This is a genomic window from Kosakonia sp. Marseille-Q7440, from assembly GCF_965119485.1.
The window spans coordinates 1,390,054-1,408,367 of sequence record NZ_CBCPLT010000002.1; the positions used below are offsets into that span (position 1 = coordinate 1,390,054).

General features: G+C 51.5%; 15 protein-coding genes and 1 pseudogene. 6 read left to right on the forward strand and 10 right to left on the reverse strand.

Going from position 1 to position 18,314, the window contains the following annotated elements:
• Positions 1 to 2: 2 nt before the first annotated feature.
• Together ACWPW2_RS20390 and ACWPW2_RS20395 are read right to left on the reverse strand one after the other, a co-directional pair.
• Positions 3 to 1,112 (reverse strand): annotated as a pseudogene (locus ACWPW2_RS20390) (IS3 family transposase).
• Between the two features lie 166 nt (positions 1,113 to 1,278).
• Positions 1,279 to 3,777 carry an RNA-binding domain-containing protein gene (locus tag ACWPW2_RS20395; RefSeq protein ID WP_420778404.1) on the reverse strand — a complete coding sequence of 833 codons (2,499 nt, stop codon included), beginning with the start codon at positions 3,775 to 3,777 and terminating at the stop codon, positions 1,279 to 1,281.
• Between the two features lie 334 nt (positions 3,778 to 4,111).
• Between ACWPW2_RS20395 and ACWPW2_RS20400 the strand changes: the two genes are divergently transcribed.
• Positions 4,112 to 4,360: a helix-turn-helix domain-containing protein gene (locus ACWPW2_RS20400; RefSeq protein ID WP_454125007.1), complete on the forward strand. Its 249-nt coding sequence runs from the start codon at positions 4,112 to 4,114 to the stop codon at positions 4,358 to 4,360.
• Between the two features lie 45 nt (positions 4,361 to 4,405).
• Here ACWPW2_RS20400 and ACWPW2_RS20405 read toward each other — a convergent pair whose 3' ends face one another.
• Both ACWPW2_RS20405 and ACWPW2_RS20410 read right to left on the reverse strand, forming a co-directional pair.
• The gene (locus ACWPW2_RS20405; RefSeq protein WP_454125009.1) at positions 4,406 to 5,020 is read right to left on the reverse strand and encodes an SMI1/KNR4 family protein; all 615 of its coding nucleotides are present in this window, start codon (positions 5,018 to 5,020) and stop codon (positions 4,406 to 4,408) included.
• Positions 5,021 to 5,036: 16 nt separating this feature from the next.
• Positions 5,037 to 5,606 carry a hypothetical protein gene (locus ACWPW2_RS20410; protein WP_454125011.1) on the reverse strand — a complete coding sequence of 190 codons (570 nt, stop codon included), beginning with the start codon at positions 5,604 to 5,606 and terminating at the stop codon, positions 5,037 to 5,039.
• A gap of 179 nt (positions 5,607 to 5,785) precedes the next feature.
• Between ACWPW2_RS20410 and ACWPW2_RS20415 the strand changes: the two genes are divergently transcribed.
• Together ACWPW2_RS20415 and ACWPW2_RS20420 are read left to right on the forward strand one after the other, a co-directional pair.
• Positions 5,786 to 7,405 (forward strand): hypothetical protein, encoded by a 1,620-nt coding sequence (locus ACWPW2_RS20415; RefSeq protein WP_454125013.1) that lies wholly within the window; start codon positions 5,786 to 5,788, stop codon positions 7,403 to 7,405.
• Positions 7,406 to 7,541: 136 nt separating this feature from the next.
• The gene (locus tag ACWPW2_RS20420) at positions 7,542 to 7,937 is read left to right on the forward strand and encodes a VOC family protein (protein WP_454125015.1); all 396 of its coding nucleotides are present in this window, start codon (positions 7,542 to 7,544) and stop codon (positions 7,935 to 7,937) included.
• A gap of 11 nt (positions 7,938 to 7,948) precedes the next feature.
• Here the strand turns inward: ACWPW2_RS20420 and iraP are convergent, their stop codons facing one another.
• The 5 genes from iraP to ACWPW2_RS20445 form a co-directional block, all read right to left on the reverse strand.
• Positions 7,949 to 8,290, reverse strand: a complete 342-nt coding sequence (iraP, locus tag ACWPW2_RS20425) for an anti-adapter protein IraP (RefSeq protein WP_279792805.1) — start codon at positions 8,288 to 8,290, stop codon at positions 7,949 to 7,951.
• 219 nt (positions 8,291 to 8,509) lie between these two features.
• Complete coding sequence (locus ACWPW2_RS20430; RefSeq protein ID WP_454125017.1) at positions 8,510 to 10,285, reverse strand: EAL domain-containing protein; 1,776 nt, start codon at positions 10,283 to 10,285, stop codon at positions 8,510 to 8,512.
• Between the two features lie 466 nt (positions 10,286 to 10,751).
• Complete coding sequence (locus tag ACWPW2_RS20435; protein ID WP_454125019.1) at positions 10,752 to 12,116, reverse strand: methyl-accepting chemotaxis protein; 1,365 nt, start codon at positions 12,114 to 12,116, stop codon at positions 10,752 to 10,754.
• A gap of 390 nt (positions 12,117 to 12,506) precedes the next feature.
• Positions 12,507 to 13,811 (reverse strand): methyl-accepting chemotaxis protein, encoded by a 1,305-nt coding sequence (locus ACWPW2_RS20440; RefSeq protein ID WP_454125295.1) that lies wholly within the window; start codon positions 13,809 to 13,811, stop codon positions 12,507 to 12,509.
• 240 nt (positions 13,812 to 14,051) lie between these two features.
• Positions 14,052 to 14,618 (reverse strand): DUF4142 domain-containing protein, encoded by a 567-nt coding sequence (locus ACWPW2_RS20445; RefSeq protein WP_454125021.1) that lies wholly within the window; start codon positions 14,616 to 14,618, stop codon positions 14,052 to 14,054.
• Between the two features lie 346 nt (positions 14,619 to 14,964).
• Between ACWPW2_RS20445 and ACWPW2_RS20450 the strand changes: the two genes are divergently transcribed.
• The 3 genes from ACWPW2_RS20450 to ACWPW2_RS20460 all read left to right on the forward strand — a co-directional run bounded on the left by ACWPW2_RS20450 (position 14,965) and on the right by ACWPW2_RS20460 (position 17,568).
• Entirely contained in the window at positions 14,965 to 16,044 is a 1,080-nt protein-coding gene (locus ACWPW2_RS20450; protein WP_270222271.1) for a mechanosensitive ion channel family protein, read from the forward strand.
• A 151-nt stretch (positions 16,045 to 16,195) separates the two neighbouring features.
• Positions 16,196 to 16,561: a DUF1304 domain-containing protein gene (locus ACWPW2_RS20455; RefSeq protein WP_454125024.1), complete on the forward strand. Its 366-nt coding sequence runs from the start codon at positions 16,196 to 16,198 to the stop codon at positions 16,559 to 16,561.
• An 83-nt stretch (positions 16,562 to 16,644) separates the two neighbouring features.
• A complete protein-coding gene (locus tag ACWPW2_RS20460; RefSeq protein ID WP_023481259.1) occupies positions 16,645 to 17,568 on the forward strand; it encodes a LysR family transcriptional regulator in 924 nt (307 codons plus the stop codon).
• Here ACWPW2_RS20460 and ACWPW2_RS20465 read toward each other — a convergent pair.
• A complete protein-coding gene (locus ACWPW2_RS20465) occupies positions 17,519 to 18,313 on the reverse strand; it encodes a substrate-binding domain-containing protein (protein WP_454125026.1) in 795 nt (264 codons plus the stop codon). The two genes, ACWPW2_RS20460 and ACWPW2_RS20465, sit on opposite strands and share 50 nt — an antisense overlap.
• Position 18,314: the final 1 nt, after the last annotated feature.

Below are 18,314 nucleotides of genomic sequence, written 5' to 3' on the forward strand. Positions count from 1 at the left end.
AATCAGTTAGTAATGTCGATTGATTTATTTCCGTAATCTCCGTTTCGCCATCCCGCTGCAAACTCTGAAGGGGTCTGATAATTCAACGAAGAATGAGGCCGACATTAGTTGTAGTCCCGCCGCCATGTGCTAATAATTTCTTTTGCATGAACAAGATCGTGAAAATAGTGCTCATTCAGGCATTCATCGCGAAAGCGACCATTAAAACTCTCGATAATGCCATCCTGTGTCGGCTTGCCCGGCTGAATAAGCCGCAGCTCAACATTATGTTAAAAGGCCAACTGATCCAGCGCACGACAGGTAAACTCAGGCCTCTGATCTGTTCTTATCGTCGCCGGATAGCCACGAAACAGCGCAACGCTGTCCAGAATGCGCGATACCTGAATGCCTGTAATCCCGAAAGTAACGCTGATCGTCAGACACTCCTTCGTGAAATCATCAACACAGGTCAGGCATTTAATCCGGCGACCACTGGCCAGCGCATCCATGACAAAATCCATTGACCAGGCCAGGTTGGGATCGGCCGGACGCAACAGCGGAAGCCGCTCGGTTGCCAGCCCCTTACGGCGCCGTCTGCATTTTACGCCCAAGCCATTGAGGGTAGACCCGTTTATGGTTAACGCAAAGGCCTTCACGACGCAGACGCTGCCAGATACGGCAGTAACCGAAACGTCGGCGTTCCATTGCCAGTTCGGTGATACATGCAGACAGATACGCATCAGGAGCTGGGCGGTGCGCATCATAACGGCAGGTTGACAGGGACAAACCTGTCAGCCTGCAGGCACGCCGTTGCGACAGACCTGTCGCTTTGCACATCACTGTTACGGCTTCCTGCTTCTGGTCTGTCGTCAGTACTTTCGGCTCAAAGCCACCTGTAGTGCCTCTTTATTTAGCATGGCTTCAGCAAGCAGCTTGTTGATGTGGGCGTTTTCTTCCTCAAGTGTCTTAAGCCTTTTTATTTCAGGTACTTCCATGCCACCAAACTTCTTACGCCACGTATAAAACGTGGCGTCGGAGATGGCGTACTTATGGCAAAGTTCGCGGGCGGAAACACCTGCCTCGGCTTCGCGAAGAATATTGATGATCTGTTCGTTGGAAAAACGCTTCTTCATTGGGTTGTCCTCATATTGCTGATGAAGACATTGCTAACATCGTCGTGTGTTAATCAATGGGGAGCAGGTCAATCGAGTTAAGTGCATGCGACAATAAAAAAAGGAAAATAAAATTTATATATAAATGGTGTGGTTATCGAGAAATATTCCACACCATCATGTTCTATTATTTAACTTCAAAAACTAACTCTTGTATTGCAGGGTTTGCTTTCTTGAGAGAGAAGATTGTTTTATTTAGTTTCTCTTTGAGTTTATCAACCTGATGCTTTGCCCTGATAGTTCTTGCTTCAGCTTCAGCTTCAATGATGCATCTATGTGCATTTGAGAAAACTATTATCCTTAGATCACCGTGTCCAATAATATCTATCATGAACTCAAAAGATTGAGACCAGCTAATTGAAGTATCTCCTTCAAGTAATTTCCATATGAGGTTATGCATTTCATATGATTCAGAAACAAGAGTTTCTCTGTTCTTATTTTGGGGGTCTTTTATTGATTTCGAAATATAAAGACTCGCTTCAATCAAGTCATTGACTTTATCGACGCCTGACCTTAATGATGATCGACGCACTAAGCTTTTTGCCAACTCATATGACCATTTAAATTCTTTATTAGATTTTATTTTTAATGCTTTTCTGCAAACTTCAATTTCACCAGCTATAGATCCTAGTTTGCTTTCACAGTTAAACCAAAAGTCAAAAAGCATTTCTTTTTCTTGTCCGCTATCATAAGCTGATTGTAATATATTTCTTGCTGTATCATAGTCGGGTTTTTTAGATTGAATAAGACACCTAGCATGTGCCAAAAGCAGATCAGAATTCTTAGGTTGCCTCTGTAATTCTGTAGTAATTGTTGTGATGGCCTCATTTTCTCTCTCTTCACGCATTAGTGCTAAAGCTTGGCTTATCGCTAGCCCTATACGCTGTGTATTACCTTTTTTACCCGGAACTGATAAGCCTGATCTAGATTTGTCTATAGATAACTTAAGTTTTTTATAATCTGCAGCTAATGTTTCCTGCATACCATCAATAATTAACTTTGTTGTTGTTGAAATTGAAAATCTCGCTTCATTTTCAATGAATTGTGGAGTGTTTACTAAAAATAATGAATTAAGTTCAATAATGACATCATCTAATTTTACTTTGCCTAAACCACAGGATTGTTGCAATTCTGATTTTGAACAACTATCAAAGTAAAAAATACACAGAATCACTCTTTTTGCATCAAATGTTAAGCCTTGTATTTCTCTAAGTAGTGCAGCATGGCGTGCATCCTCACCTCTCTTCCCTTTCCAATCTGATATCGCTGTATCAAGATTTTCACCTAGTTTGCATAGGCGAAGTATTGATTGTGTTAAAAGAGGGGAACCATCAGTAGAAATATAAATGTTGTCGATCTGTTTCTTTTTGGGAGGGGATATTTTATATTTTTCAATGTTAAATTCTAAAAATCTCTCGTAATCTTTTCTTTCAAGACCGCTTATTTCAATGCAAGCGTCATCTGAAAAGGAAAATCTGTTTCGAGTCGTGATCAGAAAGCGACTTTTATCTTTCCCTAGTTGCTTGCATGTTTCAATTAATTGTATTTGTTCTTTATGTTCAAGAGAGTCAACGTTATCTACAATTATTAAGCTTGGGAAAAACTGTAGAGCATCACTAATTTTTCTTTTAATGTTTTGTATTGAGGTGGATTCAATTTCATCTGGGTTTACTGCACAGTTTTCGCCTAATGTCATCAGGAATGAATGGAAGTCGTGAAAATCAATTGGTCTTAGACCAAAAAATTTGTTCTCAATTCCCGAAAACTGTTTTTCTTTTGCGCTTATCCAAAGTATTCGTTCAAAACCATAAGGCGGAGATTCAAGGAATTCTTGACAGAAACGGTAAGCAATAGATGTTTTCCCTTTCCCACCGTCGCCTGCAAGAATTTTAGTATAATCGAACGGATCAGAGAGCCACTCCCATAGTAAGCTCAATACATTTTTCCTACCGAAAAAATCTGCACAAATTATTTTTTTGTCAGGTAGATTATGCTCAAGGCTGATGCTTATTTCGTTTGTTTTTTCAGTTTGTAATTTTCGCTCGGAAAAAAGGAATTGCCAGTGCTCAGGATCTTCTGCTTTTGTACATCTATCTAATTTTCTAAAGTAAACGTCTCCTTCTTTGAATTCGCAGTTATCTGATTGGTTTGTCTTTTTCGCCGCTTTGATAAATTTAGCGGGTGAAATTTTCTTCTTGTCTCTATGAGGAATGTGAATAACACCTATATCAAAATCTTTACCACGATGATTTATTTTTGATTGTGTAAATGTAATGTCTATTGTTTGGTCGACGTAATTGTCTAGTAAACTTGATATTTGTGCAGGCTTTATATTTTCTATATTAAATTGAATTGGTTGGAATTCTTTGTCTTTTATTGTTTCTTGAACACCATAAATTATATAGCCACCATAACTATTATAAAATGAACATATCAGCTTCACAACTTTTGATAGGGAATTATTATCATTATTAAGTTCATACTTAAAATCCCAAAGCATCGACTCTTTGCCAATAAAATTTCCATTCCTGTAAAGTAAATTTAAAACTTCAACTGCCGAAGAGCCCATTTTTATGCACTCATATATATGACTTTTAAGATCGCTAACATTATAATTTGTTTCCATGGGATGAGCCTAATTGAAGTAAGTAAGATATGTTGGAGGTCTTATTGCGTATGGCTTTAAGACTTATCTTATGCTCACTTTCTTTCATTCTGCAACACTTTTAATGTGAAATTTTTAGAGAAATCTCAAGCTTTGATAGTTTTGTAATGGATTTCATAAAATAAAAAAATATATCCTCCCTTCGCCGTGAGACTCAGGGCGTAAATTTTTTCAGCTTATGTAAAACCTTTACTCATGATAAACCTTGTCCTCTTTAACAAGTCTAAAGATCTCCTATCCTTTCAAATGTTAGGTTTAGCTTAGTCTTTACAGTCACTAACAAGGAGAGCAAAGCATGGAACATCTAGACTGGCACCCGGCCGACATCATTGCGGGCTTACGAAAAAAAGGAACCTCATTGGCAGCGGTATCTCGTGAATCGGGGTTGGCATCATCAACTCTCGCCAACGCTTTAACCCGGCGCTGGCCGAAGGGGGAGCGGTTAATCGCTGAGGCGCTCGGCACGCAGCCGGATGCGATATGGCCATCGCGCTATCGGCGGGATAAACGAGAACAGGATATTCAGGAAGAGCAGGGCGCGTAAATTCTCCCGCTAAACAAAAGCGGCCTCAATACGAGGCCGCTTCCATTAATACATCCACTTCTCTACCACCTCATCCCCGAGCCGTTCGCGCAGCAGTTCCTCATTCTCCTCCTCGCCGTGGGCTTCGAGCAGGCATTTGAACATCAGCGCGTCGAGATACTGCCCGGCATCGCGGAATATTTGCGTCAGCATCGGTGACGTGTCGTGGTCGAAATACCACACTTCGCCGGTTTCGCGGTGAAAGCACCACAAATTACCGTTACCGAGATAGTCGCCAAAAGCGATCAGGTTATTAACCAGCTCCCACTGCGGGTTGTCCTGCGGCACATCTTCAAGGATATCGCTAATGCCAGGGTAGGCTGCCAGCAGTGGTTCAATCGCAGCGTATTGCGCAGGCGTCACGCTGCACAGTGTTTCGGCGAGGTTCAGTTCGCCAATCTGCTGATGATAGGTGCGTAGCACCGGCGGCAGCGGGCAGCCGATGCGCTGCTCGAGATCAGCAATCTCTGCATCGCTGGCGGGCGTTGCGGGCGCAGGGTTATCCCACTGGTCGCGCCAGGCCTGCACACAGTCGCGCCACCAGGCAAGGCGGGCGTGCTCATCGGTAAACTCCGGCCAAACCAGCGGCGGAAGCGGGCAGTTATCGCTCTCATTACTCATTGTTGGGCGCTCTCAATTAATAGCTCTGGCTGTCGACGCTAAAAAGATAGTTGATATCAAGGTCGGCTGCGGGCTTTGCATCGTCGTTCTTCTCCAGCACGAACTCAAATGCAGGCTCATAGTCGTCATTGCGCAGCACTTCACCCGCAAGGATCTCCACCGAGTAGGTGCCGCTTGCAAGGGCGATATGCGGGCGATTGGGCGCTTCATAGCGCTGCAATAACGCGCTGATACTTTTATCGTTGAAGTCGTCGAGAATGCGCCAGGTAAAGAGCTGCACCTGCCCATGCTCGACGCGCAGCGTGTAACCTGGGCGGCGGTGCTGGAGATTGTTTTCCGCTTTCAGCAGTTCCGGCGTTTCGGGCGGCAGAGTGAAAATAATGGTGTAGGGGTAATTTTCAACGCCCGTCATCGGGATCAGCACGCCTTCCAGCACCGCCTTATCGCCGCTCTCATTGCGGGTAAACTCCGTTGCCAGGTCGTCAGCGAGATCGTTGTCATCTTTGAACTTTTTCAGCAGGCGGATATCGGCAAGCAGAAAGTAGTTCACCAGATCGTTCAGCACTTCATTGCATTCATAGCGCACGCGTTACCCTTAGATTTATCTCGTTGTAGAGGGATTGTTACTGCTCTGAAAGGTACGATCACCTACTTGATCAGGGGGGCAACTCTGTGCGGCAGAGGCATAATCAGCTATAAACAGGCGTAAGGTCGGCGTTTTGCGCATCCGGCGAACATCAGGAATTCAATACAAGGAATATGAGTATGCAGCGATGGTTAGCAAAACTCCTCGGTAAACAAGAGGCTGCAGAGCAGGGCGCACCTTTCCCGCTTCCCTGGCCGGGCGACAGGCAGAGCATCTACCACTTTATCTCCCCTTATGCAGACGGCAGCGCGCCGTTGCCGGAGCAGGCGCAGACCCTGCCGGATGAAGATACCCTTGAAGGCGAGCTGCGCTGGGTGGCGGGCGGCATGGACGGCGCGTTTGGTCATCACGGCGGCGGCGCAGACGCAGAAGAGGCGGCAGATGAGATTATCAGCGCATTAAGCGCCGTGCTGCGCAAACCCTCCCCGGCCAATATGAACACCTTCTATGCGCTGCTGAAAGCGCGCCCGCCGCTCGATTACATCGATATTTTGACCGACAAACTGCCGGAAGCGCCGTCACTCTCGCCGCAGCAGGTTCACGACCTGATGGTCTGGCTGGCGACCAATAGCCCGGATCGCAACCCGGTCAAATGCGCGATTGCGCTGCTGGCCTTTTTTCCTTCCGACGAAAACCGCGCACTGGTGACCACGCTTGGGCTGCATGAGGAGTTTACTCTCTTCACCGCCGTCGCCCTGCGCAACATGCTGCCGGAAGAGGCATTTGATGCAACGCTGACGGCGCTGGCGAAACGCGTAACTGGCTGGGGGCGTATTCAGCTTATCGAGCGCCTGCCGGATGAGGTCTCGCCCGCCACGCGAGAGTGGCTGCTGCGCGAGGGCTACTCCAATTCGGTGATGGATGAGTACACCGCCTGGGACTGCGCCACCAAAGGGCGCTTGCTGGCGGCGCTTTCGGTCGACGCGGTGGATGATGGCGTGCTGACCGGCGCGGGCGATATTCTCGCGGCGCTGATTGCCGGCGGCCCGGCGCGCGATATCCATGACTACCCGGAGGGCGCGCAGGCCTGCCATCGCTACCTCACACTGCTGCGCCGCAGTCAAAACGACGATCTGCGCAACTTACTCAATACCAACGCCATCGGCGCGTTTGCCGGTGATGAAGATAACAACTGGGAGACGCTGCAGGCGGAAGGCTGGAGCGATGAGATCCGCCAGCAGATTGCGGAGGATGTCGAGGCGATTGTCGCCCAGGAGAAGTGGCTGACGCGCGTGCAGCAGGATTTAACCGCCTGCGATAACGGCGATTTTTACCTCGCCCTGCGCGCAGCGAAGCTGTTAGGCATCGACACCTGGGAGCAGGTTTTTGCCCGCCAGCAGACGGTGCCCAATGAAGCGAACTGGTATGAACTGATGCAGACCGAAAGCCCGCAGCGCATGGAGCGCATTCTGCAACTCGCTGAGCAGCAGCTTGATCTTGCGGCGATTGCCAGCGGACCAGATACGCTGATGGGCCTTGGCGCGGAGTATCGCCAGCACGGCGCGCTCGATTTTATCCTCCAGGATCTCAACCGTTTTCCCGGTATGGGCTGGTCGCTGATCAAAACCGGCCTGCGCAGCCCGGTGGTGCGTAACCGCCTGATGGCGCTCAACGCGCTGGAGGGCTGGCCGGAAGAGCAGCTCCCGGCCGAGTTGCACGCCATGCTGGAAACCGCCTTCCACGCGGAGCCGGATGATAACGTGCGCGCGCGGTTAGAGAAGATGCTGGCGGAAGAGTAATCCATACGTGATGCACGAAAAAGCTCGCCGCCCGGCGGGCTTTTTTATTTTCCTTCTTTGGCAAGCTCTTACCGACAAATCCACCCGCGAATTCTGTGTAGGCTAAAGGCAATTAACCCAATGACAGGAGCGCGGAATGTTTACTCATATGCGAATTGCCAGGCCGGTGACCAACCTTGAGCAGGCTTATCAGCAGTACAGCAAAGGATTAGGGCTGAAGCGTATTGCGGACTTCAGCGATCATGAAGGTTTCAGCGGCGTGATGCTGGGGCGGGAAGGATTAGGCTGGCATATGGAATTAACCCTCTGCCACCATCATCCGGTGCAACCCTCGCAGACGGACGAAGATTTGCTGGTGCTCTACTACCCCGACAAAGCGGAGTGGGAAAAGGTCTGCGCAACGATGCTGGATGCCGGTTTTGTTGGGATGGCGTCGTTTAACCCCTACTGGGATCGTCACGGGCGCACCTTTGCCGATGCCGACGGCTACCGGGTGGTGATACAGAACCAGGCGTGGGTTAACGCCGGGTAAAAAGCGGCAGGTTAGCTCTGCCCGGGTCGATCGGTTGTCAGGTCACCACCTGTAACGACGGTGGGGATCTCATCCGACTCTTTGCTGACGGCGCGCGTTAATTCCACCTGCTCATGAAATTTCACCAGCAGCAGCTCGGCGTCGGATTGCAGCGCGGCGTCGGGCGTCTCCAGCACGGAGTTAATCGACTTATTAATGCTTGCCACCATTTCATCCAGCCCGCCGCCTTTGCCGACGGTCAGCGTCAGGGCGGCAACGACCAGCGACTGCGCCTCGATCTGGGCGGTCAGCTCTTTCATCTGCGCGTCCATCCTGGACATTTTTATTAGCATACTCAGTATGACGTTTTTCATGGACTACCCATTTGAAGACATTATTTCAGACGAATATTACTCCGGGATGCAATGAATTCAATCACACTATTTGTGAATACGCGATCTTGTATACATTAAATGTATATATGTATTACGAAGCGGCGGCGACATAATACTAACTGTTTGATAATTATATTTTCTTTGGCGTTCCGTCGCCTGGCGAAGATATGGGTGAGCAAACGGCAAATTGTTGCTATATCAGGTACGGATCTTCCACTCCAGCCAGCTGCTCATCTCCTGGGCCGGAAGCGGGCGGGCATAGAGATAACCCTGCGCCTGGTCGCAGCCATACTTTTGCAGGGTTGCACCGGTCTGCGCATTCTCCACCCCTTCCGCCAGCACGACATAATCCAGCTCTTTCAGCATGCCGATAATACTGCGGGCGATAATGCGCGAGGCGGTATCTTCCGACAGTTTGGAGATCAGGCTCTGATCCAGTTTGATGATGTCGATCGGCATACGGCGCAGGTAGCTGATGTTGCTGTAGCCGGTGCCGAAATCATCGAGCGAAATGGGGAAGCCGCGCAGTTTCAGCATCTCAAGGCCTTTCAACGCCGCCGCGCTCTCAATGATGCGTTCAGTTTCCAGACACTCAATGCCGAGCAGGCTGGTGGGGAGGCGGGCGCGGATCATGCGCGCTTCGAGGCTGTCGGCAAAGCCGGGCGCGGAGATATCCTGAATACTCACGTTAACGGAGACCGGCAGCGCAAGCCCGAGCGCATGCCAGGCTGCCAGTTGGGTAATCACATTGGCGATAACCCAGCCTGTCAGATCCTGTAGCAGACCGGCCTGCTCCGCAAAGGGAATAAACATCCCCGGCGACAGTTCGCCTTTTTGCGGATGCCGCCAGCGGATCAGCGCTTCAATGCCAACCGGCGCGTCAGTTTGCAGACACATTTTCGGCTGATAGACGAGATAGAGCCCCGGCAGTTTGCCGTCGATGGCCTGCGCCAGCTCCTCCATCAGCACCGGCATGGCCGCTGCATCCTCATCAATAATGGTTTCAGGCAGCTGGAAGGTGTTCTGGCGGATGCGCTCATGCAGGGCATGCACTGCTTTATTGAGCACCTCTCTGGCGGAGAGATCGCCGGGGATAAAGTTTTTGCCCGCGGTGTGGACGCGGAACTCGACGGTAATGCCAGGCTCCAGTTCGGCGCTGACGCCCTGCAAGCGGCTGGCGATGGCGCAGGCCGAAATATTGTCCGACGCCCGCGTCAGCAGGGCAAAGCGGCCCGTCGCTACCATATAGAGTTTGCCGCACTTCAGCGGGCGCAGGCGCAGAGGCAGCATAATCGCCATATCGCGCAGCAGATTTTCAACGGGCGCCATCCCGCGGGTGCGCGCCAGTTCGAAAGCACGCGGCATGTCGATACAGTCGATCAGGATCAGGTTGCGCTCGGCGATATCATTCGTCGCGTTCAGCAACTGGATATCGCGCAGCAGATGCAGCTTGTTCGGCAGCCCGGTAATGGCATCCGTCAGGCCAGCATAGTGCCAGGCTTCCAGAAACGACATCGCCAGCTCGCCCAGCAGCCGCAGCGTATCGATCTGCTCTTTGGTCACCGTATGGGGATTGGTATCCACCACGCAGAGCGTGCCGAGCGTAATGCCATCGCGGGTGGTCAGCGGCACGCCCGCATAGAAGCGGATAAAGGGGCTGGCAACTGTCAGCGGATGCGTGACAAAGCGGGCATCCTGCAAAGTGTCCGGCACGATAAATGGATTACCGCTGTCGACGGCATAGCGGCAAAAGGAGTTAACCCGCGACGAGGTCTCCAGCTGGAAGTTGATCGCTGCCCGCACATACTGATTCTCATCATCGAGTACGGAAATAAAGCTGCCGGGTATTTTTAACATTCTGGCGGCGAGCTGGGTAATTTTACGCAGCACATCATCGCGGCTGTCATCCGGGCTCAGCAGGGCCTGTAACGCCAGAAAATGGCGCTCTTTGTCGTCGCCGATATTGAGTAACATTGTTGCCTCCCAACCGGCTGTGGACGGTGGGTAAAAAAAGAGATAAAAGGTGCTGAACACGTTTTTTAGTTGTTACAGCGGGATGGAAGCATACCGGCAGGCAACGTCAGCCCAATGCAAATATGATTTGTATTGATATTAGCAGTAACGGAGCGCAACTGATGCCTGTAAAAGGTGCGGTCTCACATTTATTTCACAATTTAATTTACGCCATCAGCGCCCGCCAGCCGGGGAGGAAGAGCATAAAGTGGAAGGGGATGGTTAAATTTCATAACAACACCATTAATAAATAAGAAGAATATTTCAGTTGTCCAAAAAAATAGAAAAAAAACGGGCAGCCGCGACATCGGCACTGCCCGTTATAAATAAGACGAAGAGGATAAAAGACGTCTGCTTTTTTATTACTACGTCCGGCGACTTCTCCGGTGCGTAGCCTCGTCCCGTATAACACGTTACTTCAGGAAGCTCAGCTCACCGTGAGCGGCAGCGTAAAGTGCTGCACCACGCCGCGCAGAGTTTCCGTTCTGCCATTAAGGTTGCTGGCTGACGCCGTAATCTGGTGCACCAGCGCCGCGTTCTGCTGAGTGACGCGATCCAGCTCGGCAACCGCGTGAGTCACCTGCGAGATGCCTTTACTCTGCTCATCGGAGGCGAGTGCGATTTCGCCGATCAGCGCATTGACGCTGGCGACATTGCCTTTCACTTCGCTCATCGCCTCACCGGCATCTTCCGCCACATCTTTGCCCTCATGAACCGAGGTAATAGCGGATTTGATCAGCGACTCAATTTCACGCGCCGCCGCCGCACTGCGCTGGGCGAGGGAGCGTACTTCTGTTGCTACCACGGCAAAACCGCGGCCCTGCTCGCCGGCACGCGCCGCTTCAACAGCGGCATTCAATGCAAGGATATTGGTCTGGAAAGCAATGCTGTTGATGGTGGAGGTGAACTGGCGGATCTGCTCAGAACCATCGGCAATGCGGTTCATGGTGCTGGCCAGGGTCTCCACCAGGTTGCTTGCTTTCTCGGTGGTGTGCGCGGTCATCACCGACAGATCGCGAACCTGACGCGCATTATCAGCGTTGTGGCTGACCGTTGAGGTCAACTCCTCCATGCTGGATGCCGCCTGTTCAAGGGCTGCCGCCTGCTGGGTTGTACGGTTTGCCAGATCGCTGTTACCGGCGGCAATCTCACGTGCTTCACGGTGCAGCGCATCGCTGTTCTCGCTGATCGCGCTTACGGTGGTCAGCAGGCTGTTCTGCATCTCACGCACCAGCGGGATCATCTGACCGACGCAGTTACGGCCGATATCCTGCGGCTGGTAGGTTAAATCCCCCTGCGCAATCAGGCGAAAATGGGCACGGATATCGCCAACCGGCTTCACCAGATGGATAACCAGGTAGCAGTCGCAAAACAGTACCAGCCCGGCGGCGGCCAGCAGGGCAACAATCAGTATGATATCGAGGTGAGTGCGATCGGCGGCAATCTGCGCGCTATTGTCATGAGACTTACGGGTTAACGCCGCCAGATGCTCGCTGGCCTGCGTTTTCCAGGCACTGGCGGAGTCAGATAACGCTTCAGTGGCCCACTCTGCGCCCGGAGGGATTTCATTTATCAGGGCCGCTTTTTCAGCTGCGCTTCCCTGTTGCAACACCAGTGTCGCATGGGAGATGAAGATCGCCTGCTGAGTCAGGGCTGTGCTCTGATCCGCCTGCTTGTTCATGTCGCGTACGGCAAAGGCCGCATAACCGCCGGTGGCGGTAATCAGCGCCAGCGCCGTCAGGAGGATCCATAACACGACGCGGCGGATAGTGTAGTTTTTTAATGTTTTCATAGTCGCGCCCTGTTTGGTAGCGGTGGCAAAGTGTGTTGTCGTTACGTTATATAAATAGCGCATTAACTAATTACGCGCGATTTTATTGAGTGAATTGTGGCAGGATTTTTACGGAAAGATAGGGGGAGAGAAGTAAATAATTTCATAATGAAACTGTTGGCCTGAAACGAGGCGGCCAGATTTATAATTAAGTTATTGTTTAACAGGATTAAATTATTTCGATCGCAGGCTTCAATTGATTGTTCCTTGCGTATCAATAGGCGTGCACAGCGGTTAAAAAGGAGAAAAGAGGGGAGAGGGGAGCTAAGCGCAGCGCTCTGCGTGCTCGACCCTCTCCTGGCCTGGACGTGAAATTTAGGTTATGGCGTGGCGCATTTCTGTTTGTTGAAATCAGTCAGCTTTGACGGAAAGGGCGACATCTTTAACCGCGGCCTCAACGCCAGCCGCATTCTTCTGGATACTGGCGATCACCTCGCCCGCTTCACGCATCAGTGTCACCCCCTGGCGGGTGCTCATCAGGTTGTTTTCAATGCCGTTCAGCACCTCTTTGGCGAGCTGATTATTGCTGGCTACAACCCGCTCGATCTCTTCCGTCGCGCTGCTGACGCTCGCCGCAAGCGTACGCACTTCTGAGGCAACCACGGCAAAACTGCGTCCGGACGCGCCCGCCCTTGCAGCTTCAATCGCGGCATTCAGTGCAATCAGTCTTGTCTGCATGGCAAAGCTGCGAATGGTTTCAACCATCCCGTCAATGCTGTCAGACTGATCGTTGAGCCGCGAGACATCGCTGGAAACCGCACCCATTCCCTGCGCAATGGTATCAATCATGCGGATGCTGTTTTCGATAACGGTAGCACCGTTCTGCGCGCTGCCACGGGTTTGCACCGCCATATCCCATGCGTGGACCGCCGCCTCCTGCTCCCGCTGGTTGCGCAGCACATCTGCCGTGACATCCGTGGCGAATTTCACAATCTTATAAAGCTGCCCGTCACTGTTAAACACAGGGTTATAGGTTGCACTCAGCCATAAAGGCTCGCCCCGGCGGTTCAGGCGTGGAAACTGACCGGAGAAAAATTCACCCTGGTTCAGCCTCTCCCAGAACTGGCGGTATTCGTCACTTTTATACAGCGTTTCCGAGCAGAAGAGACGGTGATGTTTACCGATAACCTCTTCTCGTTTATAGCCAGTGGTGTTCAGGAAGTTGTCATTCGCTTCCAGCACGATCCCTTCCGGGCTGAAGGCAATAATCGCCATTGAGCGACCGATGGCATTCACGATCGCCTCCTTCTCAAGCGCAACATGGATGCGCTCAGAAATATCGGCCGCAATTTTTATCACTCGGGTCACCGCGCCGTGACGGTTGGTGACGGGAATATAACTGGCCTCAAGCCACACAGGGCGATTGCCCTTAGCGAGGCGCAGATATTTGCCGCTAAAGCTTTCGCCACGAGTAAGGCGCTGCCAGAACTGCGTATATTCCGCAGAATTGACCAGCGACGGCGGGCAGAAAATGCGGTGGTGCTGGCCGATGATCTCATCCGCGCGATAACCCATCGCGGAGAGAAACTGCGGGCTGGCGCTATGGATGATCCCTTCCGGACTGAATTCAATGACAGGTTTATTCTGGCAAAGCGCGTTGTAAGACGCGGATGAACGCAGGCGGCTCAGGGAAAAAAGGTGTTTAAGGAAAGGCATACGCATCAGATTTACCGGATCGAGTAGGAATTGATCTGGTTATCGGCAATCTCGTCAGCAGCATTATGTATTGGTGCGATAGCTGCAGGGTATTATTTAACCACTGGTTAACCGTGAGCGAAGCGGGATGGATGACCTGAAGGGCCGCGCCACGGCCTATGACAGCGGCGCGGCCCTTATCTGCAACACATCGAACCTGTGTCATTTTACTCGCAGGCTCGTGTACTTTTTTACGCTTTGTTACTTACTTGCAGACATCTGCTCGGCAGACTTCAGGTGCTGCTCAACCACCGGCGTATGCGCATCGGCCAGCGTTTTCACATCCGGATCTTTAATCTTTTTAGCGTCGCTTTGCAGTTTAGAGAGCACCATTTTATGGTCTTTGGTGCCGGCGTTTTCCATATAGAGCTTGTCAAACTTGTCGCCGCTCTCTTTTTCAAGCTTAGCAGCCATAGTCTTGTGCTTGGCGTCCGGCTCGGTCGGCAGTTCAACGCCTTTTTGCTTGGCGACGTCCTGAACTTTGGTCAACGCTGCGCCATGGTCATCGACCATCTTCTGCGCATAGGCTTTCACTTCGCTGCTTTTAGCTTTTTCCAGGGCGATTTTCGCGGCGGCGACCTCATTGATATTGGCCTGCGCCATATCTTTTAACGCTTTTTCGTCGCCGGAGCTGAGTTTGGTGCTTGATGCGGTAGCGCTACTCTGCGCGGCGCTCGCCGGAGTCTGGGCTTGCACGCCAACCGTGGTGAACATCGCGACAGCGGCTGATACGGCCAGCAGTCCTTTTAAAGTTTTACTCTTTTGCATGTTGTTCTCCTGATGGTTATGGGTACAGGTTTTATACGTTCTGAAATCGTCAGCAGCCTCGTAGGTAAATGACAACTGCAGTGGTCAGTATAGTGGATGCGTAATTTTTGCCAGCCGTTTACGTTAGAGTTCTTAATATATCGCTCTCACTTCAGGGCAAATCACCGCTGAAAATCGTTATCAGAATTGCCTGATATTGTTATCAACAGAGAAGGCTGTTTTCATATTTTTCATATAATAAGGCGCGGGAATCAGGCACTCTGCGGATTATCTGCAAGGGAAGGGTTACCGATCCGTTTAACCGTACTGACAACGCAGGGGTGTTGGCAGAATATAAGGGGAAAGCATGCCTTTTTTATTTGGTGAGTTATCTGGCGCTCCGGCATGGGTGCCTGCGGTATTGCTCGTCACGCTCTCGCTCGCGATCGGTTTTCTCGCGAGATTTACACTGCTGCAATTTATCCGTTACTGGCAGGGCCGGGACAGAAAACTCTTCAAATCACTTGAGAAACATCTGCGCGGCTCGATGTTTCTTTTCATCCCGCTGCTGTTAATCCGCGTCGGGGTAAATTATGTCCACATCCAGCCGGAATCGCTGGGGTTTATTACAACGACAATAAATATATTTATTATTTTGTCATTCTGCTCGGTCCTGATCCGCTTAATTAACGTGGCTCAGGATATGCTTTTTATCCGCTATGACATTAATATTTCTAACAATCTTCGTGCGCGCAAAATCCGCACGCAGATAATGTACGTGAAGAAAGTCGCTATCGTTATCCTCGTGACGCTCTGCCTCTCCCTGATTTTGCTCAGCTTCCCGGGGGTGCGAAAATTCGGTACTACGATTCTGGCCGGTGCCGGGGTTGCCGGTATTATTATCGGTTTTGCTTTGCAGAAGTCACTGGTCAATCTTTTTGCCGGTATTCAAATTGCCTTTACGCAACCCATTAAAATTGATGATGCCGTGGTGGTGGAAAAAGAGTGGGGCTGGATTGAGGAGATAAACCTGACCTATGTGGTGGTGCGTCTGTGGGATCTGCGTCGGCTGGTGCTGCCGATCACCTACTTTACCGAAAATCCGTTCCAGAACTGGACGCGTAATAATGCGCAAATTTTAGGCTCGGTTTTTCTTTATGTGGATTACTCGATGCCTTTAGAGCCGCTGCGCCAGCATTTTGAAAAAGTGCTCAGTGAAACCAAACTGTGGGATCAGGAAACTCAGGTACTTCAGGTTACCGATACCACGGAAAAAACCATGACCATCAGGATGTTGATGACGGCACAGAATTCCCCAACGGCCTTTGATTTACGCTGCTACGTGCGGGAAAAAATGATTGAGTTTATTCAGCAAAACTATCCGCACGGCCTGCCGCAGGTAAGAGCAACGCTGACCGCGCCTGCGGCTTCCGAAAACGAGTTATAGTCTTACCGGGCGCAACGTGCAGCGGCGATAATCTGGCTGTACGTCCGCGCTTCGCTTTATTACTACTCCGCCACTCTTGTGCCAGCCGCAAAGTTAACGAAAAATGGGTTAAGCTGTTTCTTAACCCGCACATTAATTTTTGAGGCTTGCTATGCCAGCAAATATCCTGATTGCGCTTGTCGCCGTTATTCACCTCTATATTCTTGTGCTCGAAATGTTTCTCTGGAATACAGAGACAGGTCGCAAGGCGTTTAACCTTACTGCTGATTTTGCCCGTGATAGCCGGGTGATGGCCGCCAACCAGGGGCTTTACAACGGCTTTTTGGCCGCCGGTTTGCTGTGGGGGCTGTGGCTTGGCGGCGACGGCTTTCAGGTTAAAGTTTTCTTCCTCGTCTGCGTGCTGATAGCCGGTATCTTCGGTGCGATAACGGCCAGTAAAAAAATCCTCTATGTGCAGGCGCTTCCGGCGCTGATTGCGCTAATCGTACTGTGGATGACGCAAAGCCCGCTGTTGTAACATTGTTAAAAAGTTGATCTTGTCTGCCGGGCGGTTATGCTCTTATCCCTCAGTTGACCGCCCGAGAAGGATCGCCTGCCATCATGCCCGTCAATTTCGATCTCAACGACCTCTATGCTTTCCGCGCCCTGGTGGAATATGGCAATTTTCGCCTTGCCGCCGAGTCAATCTGCCTGTCGCAGTCAGCATTGAGCCGCCGCATAGAGAAGCTTGAGAACGCGCTGGGCATTAAGCTGTTCGACAGAACCACGCGCCGGGTTGCGCTGACCCTCTACGGGCAGACCTTCGCCGAGCGTTCAGAACAGCTGTTGATGAATGTGGAAGCGGTGTTAGCCGATATCGATAAAGTGAGCCAGGATCGCGTCGGCGTGGTGACGGTCGCAGCCGTGCCCTCTGCGGCGTGCTACTTCATGCCTGATGTTATCCGCACCTTTAAAGCCCGCTTTCCCCGGGTGCGCGTGAAGTTGATTGATAGCAGCGCTGGCAACGTGATTGACACCGTTGCCAGCGGCCAGGCCGACTTCGGCATCTGTTTTGCCGGTAGCCTGCTGGCGGATATCGAGTTTCGCCCGCTGGTGGTGGATACCTATGTCGCGGCCTGCCGCCACGATCACCCAATTGCCAGCAAGAAGAGCCTTACCTGGCGCGAGTTTTATCAGTATGACTATATCGGGCTGGATAAAACCTCCGGCAATCGCAATTTGATTGACCAGATGCTGGGGCACATTACGCCTGAGCGCCCGAGCATCTGTGAAACCCGCCATGTCACCACCATGATAGGCATGGTGGAAGCGGGGGTCGGCATTGCGGCGATACCGGCGATGTCGATGCCCGCGTCAGCCCATTCGGTGCTGACGCATCTGCCGCTGACCGACCCGGTAGTCAAACGCACGCTGGGGCTGATCCGCCGCAGCGGACGGGTGCAGTCCTATATCGCCGCCGAACTGGAGAAACTCATCACTGAGCAGTATCACGCGGTGCCGCCGCAACGGAGTGCATCCCGGTAAGATGGATCGTTGACTGCGCCGCAGGTGAGGAGAGGAACGCCAGCAGCGCTTTGCCCTCCTGCGCATGTTGCGCTTTCGCGGTCACCGCCCCGGCAAAACGGGTAATGTACTGAAGATCGGCTGGCAGTTCGCCGACAAACGTCACGCCATGCTCTGGCAGCAGTTCGCTCACCTGCTGGAAGCCGACGGCGTAATGGCCTTTTGCCACCTCGCCAGCGACCGGGATACGCTCCACCTTGTGCGCTTTCTGCGCTACCGCCTCTTCGATACCGAGTTTCTTGAATAACTGGCTGCTGATGTAAACGCCGCTGGCGCTATCCGAATAGGCAATTGATTTAGCTTTCAGCAGCGTTGCGCGCAGCTCCTCGTTCGTTTTGATCGCGGGAACGGCGTCACCCTCTTTCACCACCATCCCAATCGGTGAGTCCGCCAGTTCGACGCGGGAGCCGGGCGCAATCCATCCCTCTTTTGAGAGTTTTGTCAGCGCGTCACCGACCATAATCACCACATCCGCCGCTTCGCCACGCGCCAGCCGCGCGGGGATCGCCTGCGGCGTTTTGCCCATCGACGGCCCGGCAACCACCACAATGGTATCGCCGGTTTTCGCTTCAAATTGCGGGATCAGCTTCTGCAACGCCGGTTTAAAGCCGCCGGAAATCATTACCGTGATCTCTTTCGCCGTGGCGCTCAGGCTAAGCGTGCAGAGCAGCAGCGTGGCGAACAGGGAACGGAACATTGTCTTCATT